Genomic DNA, 22,305 nt, shown 5'->3' on the forward strand with positions numbered 1-22,305 from the left:
ACTATATAATTAGGAAAAAGCTATGGGAACATAAAAGACCTTGTAAGGACAGACCTTGCAGGGTTTTTATTATGCAAAGAAAGAGAGATTTATATGCCAAGAAAACCTAAAAGACCATGTTCTTTTCCTAACTGTCCAGAACTAACTGATGGTAGGTTTTGTGAGAAACACTTAAAAGAAGATAACAAAAGATATGAAAAGTATGGTAGGAAGTATAAACCACATTTAAGGTATGGTAGAGCATGGAAAAGAATAAGAGATAAATATGTAAAGACACATCCTTTTTGTGAGATGTGCTATAAGAACGGAATACTTGTAGAGGTCGAGCAAGTACATCACAAACTACCACTTGCAGAAGGTGGAACACATGATATTAATAATTTAATTTCATTGTGCCAAAGTTGTCACTCCAAAGTTCATGCCAAGCGTGGAGATAGATGGGGGTAGGGGCTTAATTATCTCTAAACCCTAGTAAACAGAAGAACGGGCGAGAACCTTCGTGCAGAAAAAGTTTGGTTCAAACAGGGTATTAAAGAAAATTAAAGAAAAGGAGGAAAAAACATGGCAAAAGACGGTACAAATCGTGGTGGTAGAAGAGTTAGAGCAGGAGATAAACCACACTCTGCAGTACAAAAAATCCAAAAAGGAAAAGAAGTAAAAGTTATAGATAATGAAATACCAGAATTAACAATTGAAGAATTAGATGCAGTTGATTTACCTGATGGAGCAGTTCTTGAAGGGGTAAATATTCCAAAGCCAAGTGAATATTTATCTGCAAAACAGAAAAGTGGTATCCCACTTGGTGCAGATAGAATTTACAAAGAAACATGGTTATGGCTAAAAGAAAGAAACTGTGAAAAATTAGTAAATCCAAGATTATTAGAGGCATATTCACAAGCATTTGCTAGATATATTCAATGTGAAGAAGCATTAAGTAATTATGGACTTCTAGGTAAACATCCTACAACAGGAGGAGTTATTACATCTCCATTTGTTCAGATGTCAGTTCAATTCCAAAAAAGTGCAAATCTTTTATGGTATGAGATTTATGACATAGTAAAACAAAATTGCACATCAGTATTTGAAGATACTGGTGATGATTTAATGGAAAAATTACTTCGTATGAAGAAATAGAAAGGAATATGAAATGATAGAAAAAGTTAATCCAAAGCACCCAGATAAAATCAGCGATTGTATTGCAGGTGCTATTGTAGATTTAGCATATAAGAAAGAAGATGAACCAAAGATTGCAGTTGAAGTTTTAATTGGTCATGGTGTATGTCATACAATCATTGAAACAACTGTAAAATTTGAAAATAAAGAAATAGAAGAAATCATAAAAAGAATAGCAGGTAATGTTAAATGCGATATTATGGTTGTAGAACAAGATGAGCATTTATCTAAAAACCAAGAAGATGAAATTAGATGTGGAGATAATGGAATATTTAAAGGTATGCCATTAACTAATGAGCAGATTAAATTATCTAAAATTGCAAAAGACATTTATGAAAAATATCCATTTGATGGTAAATACATATTAGATAAAGATAGACTTATAATCTGCCAATCAAATGCAAAAACAGAAGAACTTAAAAAGCTATATCCAAAAGCAATAATCAATCCATTAGGAGAGTGGATAGGTGGAACAAATGTGGATACAGGATGTACAAATAGAAAACTAGGAAGTGATATGGCAGATAGCTTAACAGGTGGTGGACTTCACGGTAAAGATTTATCTAAGGCAGATGTTTCAGTAAATATATATGTATTTTTAAAAGCACAAGAAACTAAAAAAGAAATAAAACTATCATGTGCAATTGGAGATACTGAAATTGATGGCAAGCCTTATGGCGAGATAGTAAAAATTGCAAAAGAATATATAGACTCTATTGGTGGATTTGAAGAATTTGCTAAATGGGGTCTTTTTTAGTGGAGGAAAGATGAATAAAGAAACAAAATATTACATTGCAGATATTGATGAGCTAATACCTTATGTCAATAATGCAAGAACCCATAATGAACAACAAGTAAATCAAATAGCTGCAAGTATAAAAGAGTTTGGATTTTTAAATCCTGTTTTAGTTACAAGTGATAATACAATACTAGCTGGTCACGGTAGAATTCTCGCAGCAAGAAAGCTAGGACTTAAAAAGATACCTTGTATTAAAGAAGAGCATTTAAGTGAGGCACAAAAGAAAGCATACATTATTGCAGATAACAAACTAGCACTCAATGCTGGATGGGATAATGAACTTTTAAATGTTGAATTATCTGAACTCGAAGGTATGGATTTTGATATTGACCTTTTAGGTTTCAGTGGAGAAGAGCTATCTAAAATATTTGATGAAGCTAGAGATGTTGAAGAAGATAAATTTGATGTAGAAGAAGAACTTAAAAAGCCGTGCATAAGTAAGAATGGAGATATTTGGAAAATTGGAAAGCATAAAGTTATTTGTGGAGATAGTACAGATTTAAAAACATATGAAAGATTACTAGAAGATAAAAAAGTAAATCTAGTTTGTACAGACCCACCATATATGATTGATTTAGATAGTGCATCAGGAAAAATAAAAAACGATAATCTTAAAGATAAAGAAGCCTATGAGTTTTTACTTAAGGCTTTTAATAATTTTAAGGAAACAATGTCAACAGATGCATCTATTTATATTTTTTATGCAACTATGAAAGCTCGTATTTTTTATGATGCATATGAAGACGCAGGATTTAAGGTTGGAGCAGGACTTATTTGGAAGAAACCAAGAGCCCCACTTATGAGAACTGACTGGAAGTTTAATATGGAGCCAATTATATGGGGGTGGAGAAAAGATGGAAAACATATCTGGTATGGTGATCAAAAGCAAAAAGCAATATTTGAATTTGACGGACTTTCTAATTCTAAGACAGAGGGATTTGGTCATCCATCAAGTAAGCCAGTAGCTTTAATAGCATATCTAATTAAACAATGTACTCAAACAAATGGATTGGTACTTGATGGATTTTTAGGCTCTGCTACAACACTAATAGCTTGTGAAGAGCTTGATAGAATTTGCTATGGAGTAGAACTCGAACCAAAATTTGTAGATGTTGCAGTAAAAAGATACATAGAATTAAAAGGTTCAAGTGAAGATGTAATCTTAATTAGAGATGGTAAAGAATATAAATATAGTGATGTAGAGGTTAAAGATGAGTGATTTAACACTAGGTAGTCTTTTTTCAGGCTCTGGTGGATTTGAGTTAGGAGCTTTAATTTCAAATATTACTCCAATCTGGAATTCTGAAATCGAACCTTTTCCTATAAGGGTTACAACTAAAAGACTACCAAATGTTAAACACTTAGGAGATATAACTAAGATAAAAGGTATTGAAATAGAACCAGTAGATATCATAACATTTGGAAGTCCTTGTCAAGACTTATCAATTGCAGGAAAAAGAAATGGACTAGATGGCACAAGGTCTAGTCTTTTTTATGAAGCAATAAGAATAATAAAGGAAATGAGGAATAAAACAAATGGAGAAAAACCAAGATACATTGTGTGGGAAAATGTGCCAGGAGCATTCTCATCAAACAAAGGGGAAGATTTTAGATGTGTCCTTGAAGAAATCTGCAAAGTTAAAAAAGAAGATATATTTATACCTAAATCTACAAAATGGCAAAATGCAGGAACAATCATGGGAAGAGATTACTCCATATCATGGCGAGTGCTTGATGCTAGATATTTCGGAGTACCACAAAGAAGAAGACGAATCTTCCTTGTCGCAGATTTTAATGGACAAAGTAGCGAGCAAATATTATTTAAGCAAGAAAGCAAGTCTTGGAATACTAGCAAGGGCAAAAAAGTGTGGAAAAAAGCTACCAGAGATTTTAGAAAAAGCACTGATAAACACATCAATGATACAAAATTAGTATTTGAAAATCATGGTCAAGACACAAGGTATACTGGACCAATAGGAGTAAGTACTACCCTTGGAGCAAATCTTGGCAGTGGCGGGGGAAATACTCCCTTTGTGGTTGAAGATAAAAGCATATTTGATATAAGACTTACATCAGATAATACTAAAAATGTAAGAGCAAATATCTATAAAACAGATACATCAAGAGCACTTGATACCAACGGAAATAATCCAAATGCTAATCAAGGTGGTGTAGCAGTTTGCTATTCAACTTCAAAAAGTTCATTTCATACTATTGCAGAAAAAGAACTAGTAAATACATTAGTTGCAACAGACTATAAAGACCCACCACTTGTAAATGATAATTACATCGTAAGAAGATTAACTCCACTTGAATGTTTAAGACTTCAAGGCTTTCCAGATTATTGGTGTGATGATTTAGAAACTGAAAATCCAACGTATAAAGAGATTAAGTTTTGGAGAGAAGTATTTGAAACACATAGAAAAGTAGTAACTAAATCTAAAAGACCAAAGACAGATAAGCAAATAATAAAATGGCTTAAAAATCCTTATTCAGATAGTGCAATGTATAAAATGTGGGGAAATGGTGTAGCTCTTCCTTGTGTAGTTTTTGTCTTAAATAGTATTAAAAACTTTAATAATAATGGCTAAATTACTTGATATATAAACCAATCTACGGGAATATGTACATAACAAAATTAAAGGAGAAAACCATGAATAAAGAAAAAATTATGGAACAAATCATAAATCCAAATACACTAAATGAAACTGAAAAGAAATTCGAGAAGATATGCAAAGATGTTTTATATGAATTTGAAACTTTAGAAACTAGACATCATGATGATTTAGACTTTAAAGATATATCAGTATGGTCAATTAGAGAACTAATGCAAAAAGCATATGACCTTGGAAAAGAAGATACATTAAAAGGAATTAAATAATGGTTGTTAAAAAAGAGATTTTAGAAGAACTAAGAATTAAATATCCAAAAGGTGTAAGAGTTGAATTACTTAAAATGGAAGATAAACACGCTCCCTCAGTTGGAACAAAAGGAACTGTTATGGGAGTTGATGACATTGGTTCAATAATAGTTAAGTGGGATAATGGTAGCAGCTTAAATGTTGTTTTAAATGAAGATATATGTAGGAGAATAGAAGATGACAGATAAAATAAAAGAGCAAATATTAGAAATTAGAGATACTGGACTTACAAATATGCTAGATACTGTAATGGTTCAAAGAATTGCTCATGATAAAGGCTTTTATGAATTAGTTATATTTATAGAAGAACAAAAATCTGATTATATTGCCTTTATTCTTGGAAAATAAGCAGATATTTAAAGAAATATGCCTAATTTACTTGATATATAGTCGATAGTACGGGAATATGTATATAACAAAAATTAAAGGAGAAAAAACATGAGCAGAAGAGCAAGAATAGCAATAAAAGAAGAAAACGGAGGAAAATCAATTTACCTTCACAATTCAGAAGAACCTAGCAAAATGCTAGAATTTCTTAAAAAATATTATTACCAAAAAGATAAAGTTAAAAAGATTATAGAACTTGGAGATTGTTCAATATTAGCAGAAAAATTAGAACCAACTAAGAAAGGACACAGTTTCAATAATCCAGAAGAAAATGTATCAATCTTTTATGGAAGAGATAGAAATGAAACAAATGTTAAAGCAATAGACTTTAAAAATAGAGATGAATTAATAAAACAAGCTAAAGATTCATGGGCAGATGATTGCTACATTTATAATAAAGAACAAGGAAGATGGGACATTTTATAATTTAAAAACAAAATAATTAAACTTTAAGAGCTTTTATAAAGGCTCTTTTTTAGTTGGAAAGGAGATAGTTATTAAAACAAATGATTACAAACCAACCAAATTTATGCTTAAGACATCAACTTATGATAAGAAAAGTGCAGATTATGCAGTTAATTTTATAGAACTTTTAACTCATACAAAAGGTAGATGGGCAGGTAAAAAGTTTAAATTACTAGATTGGCAAAAACAAATTATTAGAGATTTATTTGGAATATTAAAACCCGATGGATACAGACAGTTTAATACTGCATATATTGAAATTCCAAAGAAGATGGGTAAATCAGAACTTGCAGCTGCCGTTGCACTTCTTCTTTGTTGTGGAGATGGAGAAGAAAGAGCAGAAGTTTATGGTTGTGCAGCTGATCGTGGACAAGCAACGATTGTTTTTGATGTTGCAGCCGATATGGTAAGAATGTGTCCTGCACTAAACCGTAGAGTTAAAATTCTAACTTCGCAAAAAAGAATAATCTACTTACCTACTAATAGCTTTTATCAAGTGTTATCTGCTGAGGCTTATTCTAAACACGGTTTTAATATTCACGGTGTAGTGTTTGATGAACTTCATACTCAACCTAATCGTAAGCTCTTTGATGTTATGACCAAAGGTTCAGGAGATGCTAGAACTCAACCATTATACTTTTTAATTACAACTGCTGGAACAGATACTAATTCAATTTGCTATGAAACGCATCAAAAAGCAAAGGATATTATTAGTGGCAGAAAAATTGACCATACATTTTATCCAGTGATTTATGGAGCAGATGAAGATGATGATTGGTCAGATGAAAAAGTATGGAAAAAAGCTAATCCATCACTTGGAGTAACTGTTCCAATTGAAAAAGTAAGGTCTGCTTTTAACTCTGCTAAACAAAACCCAGCAGAAGAAAATGCGTTCAGACAGTTAAGACTTAATCAATGGGTTAAACAATCTGTTAGATGGATGCCAATGGATAAATGGGATAAGTGTGATTTTAATATTAGTGAAGAAGAACTTGAAGGTAAGGTTTGCTATGGTGGACTTGATTTATCTTCTACAACAGATATGACTTCGTTTGTATTAGTCTTTCCACCAGAAGCTGAGGAAGATAAATATAAGGTGCTACCTTTCTTTTGGATACCAGAAGATACACTTGATTTAAGAGTTAAACGAGATCATGTTCCATATGATTTATGGCAAAAGCAAGGTTATATTAAAACAACAGAGGGAAATGTAGTTCACTATGGCTTTATAGAAAAGTTTATAGAAAAACTAGGAGAACGATTTAATATCCGAGAGATTGCTTTTGATAGATGGGGAGCAGTTCAAATGGTGCAAAATTTAGAAGGTATGGGTTTTACTGTTGTTCCATTTGGACAAGGATTTAAAGATATGAGCCCACCAACTAAAGAACTGATGAAACTAACACTAGAACAAAAACTAGCTCATGGTGGTCATCCAGTTTTAAGATGGAATATGGATAATATCTTTATAAGAAGAGACCCAGCAGGAAATATCAAAGCAGATAAAGAAAAATCAACTGAAAAAATAGACGGAGCGATTGCTACAATTATGGCACTTGATAGAGCAATAAGATGTGGCAATGTTAGTGAAGAAAGCGTCTATGATGATAGAGGACTGTTATTTATGTAATGGTTCTTTTTTAATTTTAAGAAAGGAAAAACATGGGAATATTTAAATATTTTTTTAGAACAAGAGATAAGCCACAAAACAAAATGAGTGGCAGTACATACAACTTTTTAACTGGTATCAGTTCAAGTGGAAGTAAAGTAAATGAAAAAACTGCAATGCAAATGACTGCCGTTTATTCATGCGTTAGGGTTTTGTCTGAAACGCTTGCAAGTTTACCTATCCATATTTATGAAGTAACTAACAATAAAAGAGAAAAAGCAATCAATCATCCTTTATATAAAGTGCTTCATGATGAACCAAATCCAGAAATGACAAGTTTTATATTTAGAGAAACATTAATGAGCCACTTACTTCTTTGGGGTAATGCCTATGCACAGATTATTAGAAATGGTCGTGGCGAAGTTTTAGGTCTTTATCCACTTATGCCAGATAAAATGACAGTAGATAGAGATGATAGTGGACATATTTATTATGAATATAAATCAAGTGGAATGGGTGGTGAGAGCATTAAACTCTCAGAAAGTGATGTACTTCATATACCAGGACTTGGTTTTGATGGGCTTGTTGGATACTCACCAATTGCTATGGCAAAAAATGCAATTGGTATGGCAATTGCAACAGAAGAATATGGTGCGAAGTTCTTTTCAAATGGAGCAACACCTAGTGGGATACTCGAACATCCAGGTACTGTTAAAAATCCACAAGCTATGAGGGAAAGTTGGAGTAAAGGCTTTTCAGGAAATAATGCTCATAAGGTAGCAATCTTAGAAGAAGGCATGAAATATACACCAATTTCAATCTCTCCAAATGAGGCACAGTTTTTAGAAACTAGAAAATTTCAAATAAATGAGATAGCTAGAATTTTTAGAGTTCCACCACATATGGTTGGTGACCTTGAAAAGTCTAGCTTTTCTAATATAGAGCAACAATCACTTGAATTTGTTAAATACACACTTGACCCTTGGGTTTCAAGGTGGGAGCAAGCTATCACAAAGAAACTATTAAGTGATGAAGAAAAGCAAAAGTATTCTATTAAATTCAATGTTGATGGACTGCTTCGTGGAGATTACCAATCTCGTATGAATGGATATGCAGTCGGTCGTCAAAATGGCTGGATGAGTGCAAATGATATAAGAGCACTTGAAAATCTAGATATGATAAGTAAAGAAGATGGTGGAGATTTATATCTAGTTAATGGAAATATGCTACCACTAAAAAATGCAGGAGCATTTGCAAATATAGAAGAAAAGGAGAAAGAAGATGGAAAATCAGAAGAGGAAGTTTTGGAGCTTTCAAAAAAGAAAAATAAAAAACAAAAGCGAAGAAGTTAATGAAGAGCGAATACTTTTTATTAATGGAACAATTGCTGATGAGTCGTGGTTTGATGATGATGTAACACCTAAAATCTTTAAAGATGAACTTTTTGAAGATGATGGAAGTATTACTGTTTGGATTAACTCGCCAGGTGGTGATTGTGTTGCAGCTGCACAAATCTACAATATGTTAAAAGAGTATAAAGGCAAGGTCACAGTAAAGATTGATGGACTTGCAGCCTCTGCTGGTTCAGTTATAGCAATGGCAGGAGATGAAGTTTTAGCATCACCTGTATCATTACTTATGATTCATAACCCTATAACTCAAGTTTATGGGAATAAGGAACTTATGAAACAAGTAATCTCTATGCTTGATGAAGTAAAAGAATCAATCATCAATGCATATGAAATTAAAACTGGACTTAGTAGAGATAAGATTTCTAACTTAATGAATAATGAAACTTGGATGAATGCTAATAAAGCAATCGAGCTAGGTTTTGTTGATGGAATTATAGATAGAAAATCACTAGAGAATTTGGAAATGCCAAATGTATCAGATAGTTTTTCACAAATAAAAGTGATGAACTCATTAGTAAATAAAATCGCACACAAGTGCAAAATAGAAAGAAAGGAAAATATTAATAAAGTAAAAGCGACTGACTTGTTTGGTCGTTTAGATTTAATTAAGAATTGGAGGAATAAATAATGAATAAAGTTTTAGAAATGATAGAAAAGAGAAATAAAGCATGGAATACTGCTAAAAATTTTGTAGAGGAAAAACAAGATAAGGACGGACTTTTATCTGAAGAAGATGCAAAAGTCTATAACGAATTAGAACAGAAAGTAAGAGATTACAGTGTTCAAATAGAAAGATTAAAGGAGATGGAAGAAATGGATAAAGAATTATCTAAACCAATAAATCAGGCAATTACAGAAAAGCCACAAAATGTAAAAATAGAAACAGAGAAAAAAGAAGAAAAGAAAGGTAGAGCAAGAGATGAATATAAAAAGGCTATGTTAAGTGCTTTTAGGTCTAATTTTAGAAATGTAAATAATATATTGCAAGAAGGAATAGATACTGATGGTGGATATTTAGTGCCAGATGAATATGATGACAGATTAGTTACAACACTTAAAGAAGAAAATATTATAAGAAAATTAGCTTATGAAATTTCTACAAGTGGAAAGCATAAAATTAATATTGCAGCCACTGACCCAGCAGCTGCTTGGATTGAAGAAGGTGGAGAGTTAACATTTGGAGAGTCTAAATTTAAACAAATAAATCTAGATGCACATAAACTTCATGTAGCTATTAAAATTACAGAAGAACTCCTATATGATAATGCTTTTAATTTAGAAAATTATGTAATGGAGGCCTTTGGAAAAGCACTAGCTAATGCAGAAGAAGACGCATTCTTAAACGGTGATGGGAATAATAAGCCAACAGGTATATTCCATAAAACAAAAGGTGGTAATTTACTAAAAGAAGTTACAGCTCTTAAAGCAGATGATTTAGCAAAACTAGTTTATGCTTTAAAAAGACCTTATAGAAAAAATGCATCATTTATTTTAAACGATAAGCTAATCGCAGAAATTAGAACATTAAAAGATAATAATGGTACATATATTTGGCAACCATCATATCAAGATGGAGAACCAGATAGATTACTTGGATATAAAGTTTATACATCTGCATATGCTCCAGAAGATAAAATTGCTTTTGGTGATTTTAGCTACTATAACATTGGAGATAGAGGAACTAGATCTTTCCAAGAATTAAAAGAGTTATTTGCAGGAAATGGAATGGTTGGATTTGTTGCTAAAGAAAGAGTTGATGGAAAATTGATTCTTCAAGAAGCAGTCCAAATCTTACCTATAAAAGCAACAGGTAAATAATTAAGAAAGGGGATGAAATTAAATGAATATTACATTAGATGAGATGAAAAACTATCTAAGAGTAGATACTAGTGAAGATGATATTCTTATTTCATCCCTTCTAGTATCTGCTAAAAGCATATGTTTAAGCGTTGCTAGAATTGATGATGAAAAAGATATAACAGATAAAGACAATTTTAAAGTAGCAATACTCTATACGGTTGCTTATCTTTATGAGCATAGAGAAGAGGCTAATCATAAAGACTTAATGTTAACACTTCGCTCCCTTTTATTTGGAATGAGAAAGGCAGAGTTTTAATGAAAATAGCACTTTTAAATGAAAGAATCACAATTCAAAAAGTAGAAGTAGTTAAAGATAAAATAGGTAATCACTTTAATAGATGGAGTGATTACTTTAATCTTTATGCAACTATAAGTAGTGAAAGCCCGACAGAAGTAACAGCTGCTGGTAATGTGTGGGACGAATCAAAGATAGATTTTACAGTTCGTTATTCAAATGAAATAAAAGATATAACATCAACTAATTATAGAGTTGTATTTAAAAATACTGTCTACCAAATTAAAGGTATAGACCATATGAACTATAAAAAGAAAACTATCAAGCTACATTGTCAAAGGTGTGAAGATGAAAAAGACTAACATTAATGATTTAGCAAAAGCTGTGATGTCTGAGCTTGAAAATTATAAAAATAAGACAACAGAAAATATTAAAAAGACTGTTATAGAAATTAGTGATGAAACAAGAAAAGATATAAAAGCTAATGCTCCTAAAAAGACAGGTAAATATGCTAAAGGTTGGAAAAAGAAAATAGTAAAAGAAACAGGAGATAGTATAGCAGTTACTGTTTATACACCGAGCGGTTATAGATTATCTCACTTACTTGAGTATGGTCATGCAAAAAGAAATGGTGGCAGGGTTAAAGCTATGCCACATATAAAACCAGCTGAAGAAGAGGCAATTAAGAAATTAGAAAAGGAGATTATTAAAAATTTACAAGATGGATAAGATATTAAAAATAATAGATAAGATAGATTTACCATTTGCATATGACCATTTTGCAGAAGGTGAATCACCAAGTCCACCTTTTCTAATTTATCTACTTCCAAGCACTAATCATATGGGAGCAGATGGAAAGGTGTACTACAAAATAAATAGAGTAAATTTAGAGATTTATTCAAATAAAAAAGATATTAAATTAGAAAGGAAAGTAGAAGCCGTACTCGATGAGTATGGTATTTTTTATGACAAAAGTGAAGTATGGATAGCTAGTGAAAAACTATATGAAGTACTTTACAAATTTGAAATGGAGGAAAAATATGAGTAATAAAGTAAAATATAATTTAAAAAATGTTTATGCTGCAAAATTAAATAAAACAAATGATGGGTATAATTATGAAGAACCTAAAAGAATACCAGGTGCAGTAAGTATAAGTTTAGAAGCAGAGGGAGATTCATCTCCTTTTTATGCAGATGGAATTGTATATTTTAGGTCAACATCAAACAATGGATATAGCGGAGATTTAGAAATTGCACTTATCCCTGAATGGTTTAGAACTGAAATACTAAAAGAAAAATTAGATACAAATGGAGTACTAATTGAAAATTCAGAAGTAACAGAAACAGAGAAATTTGCACTACTTTTTGAATTTGATGGAGATAAAAAAGCAATAAGACATGTGATGTATAATTGCTCTGCCAATAGACCATCAATAGAATCAGAAACAAAAGAAGAATCAATCGAGCCAGGTACTGAAACATTATCTCTTACTTGCGACCCTAGAAGTGATGGTTTAGTTAAATCTAGAACAGGAGACACTACAAAAGATACAACATATAACAATTGGTATTCTTCTGTATATATTCCAGCTAAAAAGCCAGAAAGTCCAAAACAAGTCGGTGGAAAATAGGAGGTAGACAATGCTTGAAAAAACAATAGAAATAAATAATAAAGAAGTAAAATTTAAGTCATCTGCAACTATTCCAAGACTATATAGAATCAAGTTTAAAAGAGATATTTTTAAAGATTTATCTAAACTTGAAAAATCATTCAAAGGTAGTGAATCAGAATTTGAAATTGAAGATTTAGAAATCTTTGAAAATGTTGCATATATAATGGCTTATCATGCAGATAATAAAATACCTGCAACGATTGAAGATTGGTTAGACCAATTTGAGATGTTTTCAATTTATGAAATCTTACCTGAAATATTAGAACTTTGGGGTACTAATATGATGACAGATATTGAGTCTAAAAAAAACTTCAAAAAAGTAGCAGGGAAATGACAACACCACTATTCCTATTAAGATGTGTAGAACTGGGAATATCTATAAATGATTTAGATTTACTAACAATAGGAATAGTGCTAGATATATGGACAGAAAAAGCAAATGATAGTGTGAAATACAAGAAAGTAGCAAGCCAGAGTGACTTTGATAAGTTTTAAATAGTAGTAATTTACTTTAATAAAAATAGCTATTATTGTATAATAAGTACAAGAAATATAGAGAAAGAAAGGTGTTGATAATATGGCAAATAAAAATGAATTAGTGAATTCTAGTGCAGCGGAATATTTAACTTTTATAGCATCAACTGGAGATAATAAAGAACAATTTGAAGTAAGATATGAAGATGAGAATATATGGCTAACACAGAAAATGATGAGTGAGTTATATGGAATATCAATACCAACTATTAATGAGCATTTAAAAACACTATTTAGTGATGGGGAAATAGAAAAGGCAACTATTAGGAAATTCCTAATAGTTCAAAAAGAGGGAAATAGAGAGGTTAAAAGGCAAATCGACCACTATAATTTAAGAGCCATTATAGCAGTAGGTTTTAAAGTTAACAATCAAAGAGCAGTTCAATTTCGTAAATGGGCAAATAAAATTGTAAAAGATTATACTATCCAAGGTTGGACTATGGATGTTGAAAGAATTAAAAAAGGTCATATGTTTACTGATGAATATTTTGATAGACAACTTCAACTTATTAGAGAAATTAGACTATCTGAAAGAAAATTCTATCAAAAAGTAACAGACCTTTACACATCAGCATTTGATTATGATAAAAACGCTCAAACTACAAGGTTGTTTTTTCAAACTGTACAAAACAAACTACACTATGCAGTTCATAGACATACTGCATCAGAATTAATTGTTGAAAGAGCAGATGCAAACAAAGAACATATGGGACTTGAAACATGGGAAAATGCACCTGACGGAAAGATACTAAAAGCAGATGTAACTATTGCTAAAAATTATCTAAACAAAGAAGAAATGAATTTTTTAGAAAGAATAGTATCAATGTATTTAGATTATGCAGAATTACAAGCAGAAAGAAAAATACCAATGAGCATGGAAGATTGGTCTAAAAAGCTAGATGGTTTTATTGAATTTAATGGCAGAGAAATCTTGATGGGTGCAGGAAAAATAAGTGCAGAACAAGCAAAACTTCATGCAGAAACACAATATGAAAAGTATCGCATTATTCAAGATAATTTATTTGTATCTGATTTTGATAAATTTATTTTAGAAAGTAAAAAACTAGATGAATAGAATTTTTAAAAGGGGTTGAATTCTACCCGTTTAAACCCACCTCAAATTCGAGAGGGTTTTAAAAGTTAACCGTGTGTAATTCGACACGATAATCAAACTAAGGCAATTACATTACGTAGGTGTCTTTTTTTATGCCAAAAATTAAAAGAAAGGAGTAACTGATGGCAAGTAGAATAAAAGGTATAACCGTTGAAATTGGTGGAGATACTACTGGTTTAGATAAAGCCTTAAAAGGTGTTAATTCATCAATAAGACAAACGCAGTCTTCTCTTCGTGATGTTAATAGATTATTAAAATTAGATCCAAGAAATAGTGAACTTTTAGCACAAAAGCAAAAGTTACTCCAAAATGAAATCAAAGGAACTAAGGAAAAACTAGAAGCATTAAAAGAAGCAGATAAACAAGCAAAAATTCAACTTGAAAAAGGAGAACTTGGTCAAGATAAGTATGATGCACTTCAAAGAGAAATTATAGCAACTGAAAGCAAACTAAAATCACTAGAAAGTGAAGCTAAAAATACAACTAATGCATTAACTAAAATATCTGAAGCAGGAACTAAACTGCAAACAGTAGGAAAAGGCATAGAAAATGCAGGTAAGAAAATGACTGCCGTATCTGCTGGAATTGTAGCAATTGGTGGAGCAAGTAGCAAAATGTCTATGGATTTTGAAGATGCAATGGCAAAAGTAAATACCATAGCAGATACAACAGAAGTTCCACTTAAAACATTAGAAAAATCTATCATGGATTTATCTAACCAAACAGGTATAAGTTCTAGTGAGATTGCAGAAAATGTCTATAACGCAATATCTGCTGGTCAAAAGACAGGTGACGCAGTTAACTTTGTAGCACAATCTTCTAAACTTGCAAAAGCAGGTTTTGCAGAAAGTGGTGCAGCACTTGATGTATTAACTACTATTATGAATGCCTATGGACTTAAAGCTAGTGAAGTAAATAAAGTATCAGATATTTTAATTCAAACACAAAATTTAGGAAAAACAACAGTAGGACAACTTTCAAGTTCTATGGGTAAAGTTATACCAACTGCAAATGCCTATGGAGTAAGTATCGAACAATTAGGAGCAAGTTATGCAGTGATGACATCAAAAGGTATCGCAACTGCAGAATCAACTACATATATGAACTCAATGCTTAATGAATTAGGTAAAAGTGGAACAAAGGCATCAACTATTTTAAGAAACCAAACAGGTATGAGCTTTGGAGAATTAATGAAAAAAGGCTATTCACTATCTGATGTTTTAGCTATTTTGAAAAAAGAGGCAGATAAACAAGGTAAGTCACTCGGAGATATGTTTGGAAGTGCCGAGGCAGCAAAAGCAGGACTTACTATTTTAGGAGATAGTGCTAAAGATTTTAATGGTGTATTAAGTAAAATGAATAATAGCACTGGTGCAACAGATACTGCTTTTTCAAAATTGCAGACTAATTCTTTTAAAATTCAAAAGTCTATTAATCGACTTAAAAATATGATGGTAGAACTAGGTAGAGCAGTAATGGAAGTTATAGCTCCAATTATGGAAAAACTAGCAGATAAGATTAAAGGTTTAACTACATGGTTTTCTTCATTAGATGATGGGACAAAAAAGATAATTGTGACTATTGCATTAATTGTAGCTGCAATTGGTCCTGTACTACTTATTATTGGAAAAATAATAACGGCAGTAGGAACTATTATGACAATAATTCCAACACTAGTAAGCGTTATAGGAGTATTGAAAACAGGTTTTATTGCACTCAATGCAGTGATGTTAGCTAATCCAATTTTTCTAATTATTGCAGCTATCGTAGCACTAGTTGCAGGATTTGTACTACTTTGGAATAAATCAGAGGCATTTAGGAATTTTTGGATTGGACTATGGGAATCAATTAAGACAGTAATAATGACAGTTTGGAATAGTATAGTAGAATTTCTAACTCCAATATTTGAGGCAATAAAATTAATTATTACCACAGTTTGGAACGGTATAAAAGATTTCTTTATTAATCTTTGGGAATCTATAAAACTAATTTTTACTACTGTATTTGATGTAATTAAAACAATAGTTATGACATATTTTAATATCTATAAAACTATTATTGTAACTGTCTTTAACATCATAAAAACGGTAATTACAATCATTTGGAATAGTATAAAACTAGTAATTACAACAGTAGTAAATGTAATTAAAACAGTTATTACCACAGTTTTTAATGGGATAAAAGTTACAATTACAACTATTTTAAATACAATAAAATCAGTAGTTTCTACTATTTGGAATGCTATCAAATCAGTTATTAGTAGCGTAGTAAATGGAATTAGAAATACAGTCGTAAGTATATTTAATGGACTAAAAAACATAATAAGCTCTGTATTTAATGGTATAAAAAATACTGCAACAAGTGTATGGAATGGAATAAAAAATGCAATTGTATCTCCAATTCAAACTGCAAAAGATAAGATAAAAGGAATAATAGATAAAATTAAAGGTTTCTTTGGTGGCTTAAAACTAAATCTACCAAAGATAAAACTACCACATTTTACTATTAGAGGTGGATTTTCAATAGCACCACCAAGAGTTCCAAAACTATCTATTGATTGGTATAAAGACGGTGGAATTATGAAAAGACCGACTATATTTGGAATGAATGGCTCATCACTTATGGCAGGTGGCGAGGCAGGAGCAGAAGCTATACTTCCACTTAAAGACTTTTATAATAATCTTGAAAAAATGCTAAATAGTAATGCAGATAATACACAAATGGAAAACTACCTATCAATAATTGCAGAAAATAGTAGCAAAGGTATCTATCTAGAAGATGGAACATTGGTTGGAAAACTACTACCTGCAATTGATGAGGGCTTAGGAAAAATATCTGTAAGAAAGGATAGAGGATGATAACAATTAAATTTAATGATGTAGATATTTATAAAGAATATAAAGTTGTTCTTGAAAATTTTAATATAGGTATTCCAGAACCAAAGCTCACTACACTATCCATACCAGGTCGAGATGGTGGTTTGCTGAAAACTACCGCAAAGCAAAAGCAGCAGGCTTACATGTCGGAGCTTACTGGTATTCCTATGCCGACTCAGCAAGTGAAGCGGTAAGGGAAGCAAAATCATGTGCCGATATTCTAAAAGGCAGGCAGCTTGATTATCCTATCTACTTTGACCTTGAAGAGCGAAGCCAACTAAATCGTGGCAGGAATTTTTGCTCTAGCCTAATTACGGCTTTTTGTAATGAGCTTGAAAGACAAGGCTTCTTTGCTGGCTTTTACACCTCACTATCAGCAGCAGAAAACTATGTAAGCGTAGAGGTTCGTAATCGTTATGCTTTTTGGCTTGCACAATGGAATGACACCTGCCAGTACGATGGCAAATACGGGTTATGGCAATACACATCAAGCGGACATGTAGCAGGCATTGGCGGTCGGGTTGATATGGATATGTCTTATGTTGATTATCCAGCAATCATCAAAAACATGGGATTTAACGGATATGCAAAAGGCACAACCTCAAAGTCTGTATCAAAGACTAAAAGCGTTGATGAATTAGCAGACGAAGTGCTTGAAGGCAAATGGGGTAACGGAAACGACCGATACAACCGCCTAACCAACGCAGGCTATGATTATGATAGAGTGCAAGACAAAGTTAACGAAAAACTAGGAATCACGAGGACGCTTAAGTCAGTAGATACTATCGCACGAGAAGTTATCCATGGTGATTGGGGTAACGGAGAAGAAAGATATAACCGCCTAACAAACGCAGGATACGACTACGATAAAGTCCAAACAAGAGTAAACGAACTCATCTAAAAACAGGGAAAGCCCATTCTAGAAAAAACTCTAGGATGGGCTCTTTTTTTATGCCTAAAAAAATTTTTTGAAAAATTTTATAAAAAACATCCGATTTGCTCCTTTCCCAAGGCTACCTAATAGAGGCGATAAGTAAGACCTCTAGAAAGGAGGAAAGATTATGAAACATAAACTCAAAATCAGCTTAAGCAAAAAGCCTAAAAATGAAGGCTTAGCAAGCTACCGTGCTTTGACCTTCAAAGAAAAACTGCTCTATTTCTTTTTAGGCAAAGACAAAGATGTGATGGTGTTCGTGCCAGGAGACAAGATTTCAGAAGTATCTATTAGCAGGGAAGGAGAATAAAGATGGAAAAAGAAAAACTTGTAACACTCGCAAATGAGCTAAAAAAGTGTAGCAAAATGTTGGAACAAATCGCTAGCAAACTTTTAGCAGAAGAAGAAACAAAAAGCGAAAAAGTATCATCTGTTTCATTTGAAGGGCTAAGAGGCATTTTAGCTGATAAGTCAAGGAAAGGTCATACCAAGGCTATCAAAGAAATCATCCTATCACTAGGTGTAAATAGGCTTAGTGAAGTAAAGAAAAGCGATTATGATTCTTTGCTTGAAAAAGTAAAGGAGCTAGAAGATGAATAAAAGCATTAGCGTCACAGAAAAAAGACACCGCTATATTGGTGGGAGTGATATTCCGATTCTTATGGAGATTTCATTTTTCAAATCAAGAATGGAGCTTTTAAAAGAAAAAGCAGGGCTTGTAAAGAATGAATTTCAAGGAAACGAGTATACCGAGTATGGGAATCTCTTAGAACCAAAGATAAGGGAATATATCAATCAGTCATATAAAGGCGATCCTTTTAAGGAAGATAGCTTTATCGGAGTATTAAGTCCAAGCGATGGAGAAAGTCTAGACTTTAGGTGCAATGTTGATGGCATAAATAAAGATAGCGTTTTGGAAATCAAAACAACATCTAATGTCAAAACAAAACTTGAAGACTATAAGACCTATCTTGTGCAATTACTCTTTTACATGGTAAATGCAAAAAAGCACAAAGGAATCCTTGCAGTTTATGAAAGAAGCGACTTTTCTATTCCAGAGACTATTGATGAAGCAAAACTTAAAGTCTATGAAATCAAACTATCTGATTATGAAGAGATGGTAGATGAGATTTTAGAAAGTGTAGCTAGGTTTCAACAAGACCTAATGGCACTAAAAGAAAATCCAAGTATGACGGAAGAAGACTTTATGCCTGCTCTTATCGTAGAAAACTCAAAAAAGATTGTAGCTTTGGAAAACCAGCTAAAGGGATTTAAGAAGCTAGAAGCAGAGTTAAAAGCAGTTAAAGAAGAACTCTTTGAAGCAATGAAAGCGTATGGCGTTCGTAAATGGTCAACGCCTAATGGAGTCAGCTTTTCAAGGGTAGATGAAACACAAAGTATTAAAAAGGTTATTGATGAAGAGTCTCTAAAAGTATCTCATCCAAGAATCTATAAAAAGTACTTGATGGAAAAAGTATCTAAGCGTAAAGGCTACGTGAGGATAACAATAAACGAAAACAATGTAAACAACGAATTCAAAGTAGAAAAAGGAGAATAATTATGAAAACAACTAATCTAAACACAAAGGTTATCACTGGAGTAAACACAAGACTAAGCTATGCCAATGTATGGGAAGCAGTCTCAATCAATGGAGGAAAAGAAAAATACTCTGTATCTGTTCTTATTCCAAAGGACGATAAGAAAACGCTAGACGCTATTGAAAAAGCAGTAGATGCTGCAATCGAAGTAGGTATCGCCAAGTTTGGAGGTAAAAAGCCTAATAAAGTTGCTATCAAACTTCCACTCCGTGATGGAGATATTGAGCGTGATGATGAAGCGTATAAAGGACATTATTTCTTAAATGCTAATTCAGTAACGCCACCTCAAATCGTGGATAAGAATGTTGATCCTATCCTTGATAAATCAGAAGTCTATTCAGGTTGCTATGCAAGGGTGTCACTAAACTTCTACGCTTTTAACTCTAACGGTAATAAAGGAGTTGCTTGCGGACTTGGTAATATCCAAAAGATTAAAGATGGAGAAATGCTAGGTGGAAGAAGTAATGCATTTGATGATTTCACATCATTTGAAGGTGATGACGATTTTCTAGCATAGGGGGATAGATATGTATCAGTTTATGGATCACATTAACACTGTTTTTATCTTTTGCTTCGTGATAGCTCTAGCCACCATCATTTGGGTGGATCTGCTTAAAAGTTTTATCAGATTCTTAAAAGAAAAGATGAATAGACGAAGAATGCAAAGGTAAGAAAAGGGATAAGTGGCAGAGAGTTAATCTTTGCCACTTAACTTTAAGGAGGAATATATGGAAGTAATAAAAACACTCTCAGTTGATATTGAAACTTTTTCTAGCACAAATCTATCAAAGTCGGGTGTATATAAATATGCGAGTAGTCCAGACTTTGAGGTGCTTCTTTTTGCATACTCAATAAACCACGGAGCAGTAAAAGTAGTTGACCTAGCAAGTGGAGAAAAAATACCAACAGAAATAATAGAAGCTATTAAAAGTGACGAGGTTATCAAGTGGGCTTTTAATGCAAACTTTGAGCGTATCTGTTTGTCCCATCATCTTGGCATGAAGGTGGGAGAATATTTAAGTCCTGCGTCTTGGAGATGTTCTATGGTGTGGTCTGCTTATATGGGGCTACCATTATCCCTTGAAGGAGTGGGAGCGGTTCTTGGTCTTGATAAACAAAAACTAGGAGCAGGAAAAGACCTCATCAGATATTTTTGTATTCCTTGTACGCCAACCAAAACAAATGGAAATAGAAAAAGAAACCACTACTATCACGATAAGGAAAAATGGGAGCTTTTTAAGAAATATAATAGGCGTGATGTTGAGGTAGAAGTTAGATTGCAAGAAAAACTTAAAAATCATCCTGTCCCAGATTTCCTATGGGAAGAATATAAATTAGATCAAATCATCAATGATAGAGGGATAAAGATTGATAGAGATTTTGTTACATCAGCAATCAAGGTAAACGATATATCAAGAAAAGAATGTATGAACGAACTATCAAGGCTAACTAATCTTGAAAATCCAAACTCAGTCATGCAGATGAGAAGCTGGCTAAAAGAACATGGCATAGAAACAGAAAGCCTCGATAAAAAAGTGGTCAACGAGCTTCTTGATAAGGTTGATGAAAAAGCAAGAAAGGTACTACTTTTAAGGCAAAAAATATCAAGGTCATCAATTAAAAAATATGAAGCTATGATAAACGCTAGCTGCACTGATGATAGATGCCGTGGTATGTTTCAATTTCTAGGAGCAAATAGAACGGGTAGATGGAGCGGAAGACTTGTCCAACTTCAAAACCTTAAAAGAAACTCCATGACGGATCTAAAAGAGGCACGAGAACTTGTAAAAATGCAAAATCTTGAAGCCCTAGATTTACTATATGAAGATATACCAAATACTCTATCAGAACTTATCCGTACTGCCTTTATACCAAAAAAGGATACACTCTTTTTTGTAGCAGACTTTAGTGCTATTGAAGCAAGAGTCATAGCATATCTTGCAGGAGAAGAATGGAGAAATCAGTCTTTTAGAGAAGGTAAAGACATTTATTGCATGAGTGCCTCACAGATGTTTAATGTTCCAGTAGAAAAACATGGTGTTAATGGAGAATTAAGACAAAAAGGAAAGGTCGCAGAACTTGCCTGTGGATATGGCGGATCGGTTGGAGCCTTAAAAGCTATGGGGGCTCTCGATATGGGACTTACTGAAGAAGACCTAAAACCGCTAGTAGATTCATGGCGTAAAGCAAATCCAAATATAGTAAATCTTTGGTGGAATGTAGATAGAGAAATAAAAAGAGCAATCAAAACGAAAAAAGAAACAGAAACTAACGGCATAAAGTTTTTATATAAAGGAAAGGCTTTATTTATAGAATTGCCGTCAAAAAGAACACTCACATACATCAAGCCCGAAATAGAAATCAACGCTTATGGAAGTGAATCAATAACTTATCAAGGAATCGGAGCAAATAAGAAGTGGGAGAAAATAGAAAGCTACGGTCCAAAGTTTGTAGAAAACATAGTGCAAGCCATATCAAGAGACTTACTAATGGAAGGCATAAGGAATTTAGCTGATTTAGATATAGTAGCCCATGTTCATGATGAGATTATCTTAGAAGCAAAAGATAATATCTCTCTTGATGAAATCTGTAAGAAGATGAGCAAAGTTCCAGATTGGTGTAAAGATTTATATCTAAATGCAGATGGATATATTTGCGAGTTTTATAAAAAAGATTAAAAGAACAAGTAAACACTGCTAAGACGAGGCAATCTGTC

General features: G+C 32.6%; 28 protein-coding genes and 1 pseudogene. All 29 read left to right on the forward strand.

The genetic code is table 11. From position 1 onward, the window contains the following. The first annotated feature begins 93 nt into the window (after positions 1-93). The 29 genes and pseudogenes from G540_RS0104690 to G540_RS0104835 all read left to right on the forward strand — a co-directional run bounded on the left by G540_RS0104690 (position 94) and on the right by G540_RS0104835 (position 22,267). A complete protein-coding gene (locus G540_RS0104690; RefSeq protein ID WP_027107125.1) occupies positions 94-447 on the forward strand; it encodes an HNH endonuclease signature motif containing protein in 354 nt (117 codons plus the stop codon). 114 nt (positions 448-561) lie between these two features. Further along, positions 562-1,134, forward strand: a complete 573-nt coding sequence (locus G540_RS0104695) for a terminase (RefSeq protein WP_027107126.1) — start codon at positions 562-564, stop codon at positions 1,132-1,134. Between the two features lie 13 nt (positions 1,135-1,147). Beyond that, positions 1,148-1,930 (forward strand): S-adenosylmethionine synthetase N-terminal domain-containing protein, encoded by a 783-nt coding sequence (locus tag G540_RS0104700; protein WP_027107127.1) that lies wholly within the window; start codon positions 1,148-1,150, stop codon positions 1,928-1,930. A gap of 10 nt (positions 1,931-1,940) precedes the next feature. Continuing rightward, positions 1,941-3,191, forward strand: coding sequence for a site-specific DNA-methyltransferase (locus tag G540_RS0104705; protein ID WP_027107128.1), 1,251 nt, complete (start codon positions 1,941-1,943; stop codon positions 3,189-3,191). Next, positions 3,184-4,563, forward strand: a complete 1,380-nt coding sequence (locus G540_RS0104710; RefSeq protein ID WP_027107129.1) for a DNA cytosine methyltransferase — start codon at positions 3,184-3,186, stop codon at positions 4,561-4,563. The genes G540_RS0104705 and G540_RS0104710 overlap by 8 nt, the downstream gene beginning before the upstream one ends. Before the next feature lie 62 nt (positions 4,564-4,625). Next, positions 4,626-4,853 (forward strand): DUF6900 domain-containing protein, encoded by a 228-nt coding sequence (locus G540_RS0104715; RefSeq protein WP_035463609.1) that lies wholly within the window; start codon positions 4,626-4,628, stop codon positions 4,851-4,853. Further along, the gene (locus tag G540_RS0104720; protein ID WP_035463610.1) at positions 4,853-5,080 is read left to right on the forward strand and encodes a DUF4314 domain-containing protein; all 228 of its coding nucleotides are present in this window, start codon (positions 4,853-4,855) and stop codon (positions 5,078-5,080) included. The genes G540_RS0104715 and G540_RS0104720 overlap by 1 nt, the downstream gene beginning before the upstream one ends. Further along, complete coding sequence (locus G540_RS0104725; protein WP_027107132.1) at positions 5,070-5,240, forward strand: DUF5049 domain-containing protein; 171 nt, start codon at positions 5,070-5,072, stop codon at positions 5,238-5,240. Before G540_RS0104720 ends, G540_RS0104725 begins: the two co-directional genes overlap by 11 nt. A 90-nt stretch (positions 5,241-5,330) precedes the next feature. Then, complete coding sequence (locus G540_RS0104730) at positions 5,331-5,705, forward strand: hypothetical protein (RefSeq protein ID WP_027107133.1); 375 nt, start codon at positions 5,331-5,333, stop codon at positions 5,703-5,705. A gap of 103 nt (positions 5,706-5,808) precedes the next feature. Continuing rightward, entirely contained in the window at positions 5,809-7,374 is a 1,566-nt protein-coding gene (locus G540_RS0104735) for a terminase large subunit (protein ID WP_035463611.1), read from the forward strand. Positions 7,375-7,406: 32 nt separating this feature from the next. After that, the gene (locus G540_RS0104740) at positions 7,407-8,705 is read left to right on the forward strand and encodes a phage portal protein (protein WP_027107135.1); all 1,299 of its coding nucleotides are present in this window, start codon (positions 7,407-7,409) and stop codon (positions 8,703-8,705) included. Next, positions 8,635-9,393, forward strand: coding sequence for a head maturation protease, ClpP-related (locus tag G540_RS0104745; protein WP_081653545.1), 759 nt, complete (start codon positions 8,635-8,637; stop codon positions 9,391-9,393). The genes G540_RS0104740 and G540_RS0104745 overlap by 71 nt, the downstream gene beginning before the upstream one ends. After that, positions 9,393-10,583: a phage major capsid protein gene (locus G540_RS0104750; protein WP_035463612.1), complete on the forward strand. Its 1,191-nt coding sequence runs from the start codon at positions 9,393-9,395 to the stop codon at positions 10,581-10,583. The genes G540_RS0104745 and G540_RS0104750 overlap by 1 nt, the downstream gene beginning before the upstream one ends. Positions 10,584-10,605: 22 nt before the next feature. Continuing rightward, positions 10,606-10,881: a head-tail connector protein gene (locus tag G540_RS0104755; RefSeq protein ID WP_027107138.1), complete on the forward strand. Its 276-nt coding sequence runs from the start codon at positions 10,606-10,608 to the stop codon at positions 10,879-10,881. Next, a complete protein-coding gene (locus G540_RS0104760; RefSeq protein WP_027107139.1) occupies positions 10,881-11,222 on the forward strand; it encodes a phage head closure protein in 342 nt (113 codons plus the stop codon). The genes G540_RS0104755 and G540_RS0104760 overlap by 1 nt, the downstream gene beginning before the upstream one ends. Beyond that, complete coding sequence (locus G540_RS0104765) at positions 11,209-11,589, forward strand: HK97 gp10 family phage protein (RefSeq protein ID WP_027107140.1); 381 nt, start codon at positions 11,209-11,211, stop codon at positions 11,587-11,589. Before G540_RS0104760 ends, G540_RS0104765 begins: the two co-directional genes overlap by 14 nt. Continuing rightward, entirely contained in the window at positions 11,582-11,908 is a 327-nt protein-coding gene (locus G540_RS0104770; RefSeq protein WP_027107141.1) for a hypothetical protein, read from the forward strand. The genes G540_RS0104765 and G540_RS0104770 overlap by 8 nt, the downstream gene beginning before the upstream one ends. Then, a complete protein-coding gene (locus tag G540_RS0104775; protein WP_027107142.1) occupies positions 11,901-12,491 on the forward strand; it encodes a major tail protein in 591 nt (196 codons plus the stop codon). Before G540_RS0104770 ends, G540_RS0104775 begins: the two co-directional genes overlap by 8 nt. A 10-nt stretch (positions 12,492-12,501) precedes the next feature. Beyond that, entirely contained in the window at positions 12,502-12,867 is a 366-nt protein-coding gene (locus tag G540_RS0104780) for a hypothetical protein (protein ID WP_027107143.1), read from the forward strand. Next, entirely contained in the window at positions 12,864-13,028 is a 165-nt protein-coding gene (locus tag G540_RS07500) for a hypothetical protein (protein WP_169439103.1), read from the forward strand. The genes G540_RS0104780 and G540_RS07500 overlap by 4 nt, the downstream gene beginning before the upstream one ends. Positions 13,029-13,110: 82 nt before the next feature. Next, entirely contained in the window at positions 13,111-14,142 is a 1,032-nt protein-coding gene (locus tag G540_RS0104790) for a virulence RhuM family protein (protein WP_027107144.1), read from the forward strand. A gap of 161 nt (positions 14,143-14,303) precedes the next feature. Next, complete coding sequence (locus G540_RS0104795) at positions 14,304-17,039, forward strand: phage tail tape measure protein (RefSeq protein ID WP_027107145.1); 2,736 nt, start codon at positions 14,304-14,306, stop codon at positions 17,037-17,039. A gap of 97 nt (positions 17,040-17,136) precedes the next feature. After that, a pseudogene (locus tag G540_RS07520) lies at positions 17,137-17,508 on the forward strand (GH25 family lysozyme); the annotation flags it as partial. Positions 17,509-17,583: 75 nt separating this feature from the next. After that, complete coding sequence (locus G540_RS07525; RefSeq protein WP_235807546.1) at positions 17,584-17,958, forward strand: 1,4-beta-N-acetylmuramidase; 375 nt, start codon at positions 17,584-17,586, stop codon at positions 17,956-17,958. A 160-nt stretch (positions 17,959-18,118) separates the two neighbouring features. Continuing rightward, a complete protein-coding gene (locus tag G540_RS0104810) occupies positions 18,119-18,301 on the forward strand; it encodes a hypothetical protein (RefSeq protein WP_027107147.1) in 183 nt (60 codons plus the stop codon). Positions 18,302-18,303: 2 nt separating this feature from the next. Continuing rightward, a complete protein-coding gene (locus tag G540_RS07090) occupies positions 18,304-18,591 on the forward strand; it encodes a hypothetical protein (RefSeq protein WP_035463614.1) in 288 nt (95 codons plus the stop codon). Continuing rightward, positions 18,584-19,549 carry a YqaJ viral recombinase family protein gene (locus tag G540_RS0104820; RefSeq protein WP_027107148.1) on the forward strand — a complete coding sequence of 322 codons (966 nt, stop codon included), beginning with the start codon at positions 18,584-18,586 and terminating at the stop codon, positions 19,547-19,549. Before G540_RS07090 ends, G540_RS0104820 begins: the two co-directional genes overlap by 8 nt. Before the next feature lie 2 nt (positions 19,550-19,551). After that, a complete protein-coding gene (locus G540_RS0104825) occupies positions 19,552-20,106 on the forward strand; it encodes a DUF2815 family protein (RefSeq protein WP_027107149.1) in 555 nt (184 codons plus the stop codon). A 211-nt stretch (positions 20,107-20,317) separates the two neighbouring features. After that, positions 20,318-22,267 (forward strand): DNA polymerase, encoded by a 1,950-nt coding sequence (locus tag G540_RS0104835; RefSeq protein ID WP_027107150.1) that lies wholly within the window; start codon positions 20,318-20,320, stop codon positions 22,265-22,267. Positions 22,268-22,305 lie beyond the last annotated feature (38 nt).

Source organism: Ligilactobacillus ceti DSM 22408 (genome assembly GCF_000423245.1).
In the GTDB taxonomy this organism is placed as follows: Bacteria; Bacillota; Bacilli; order Lactobacillales; family Lactobacillaceae; genus Ligilactobacillus; species Ligilactobacillus ceti.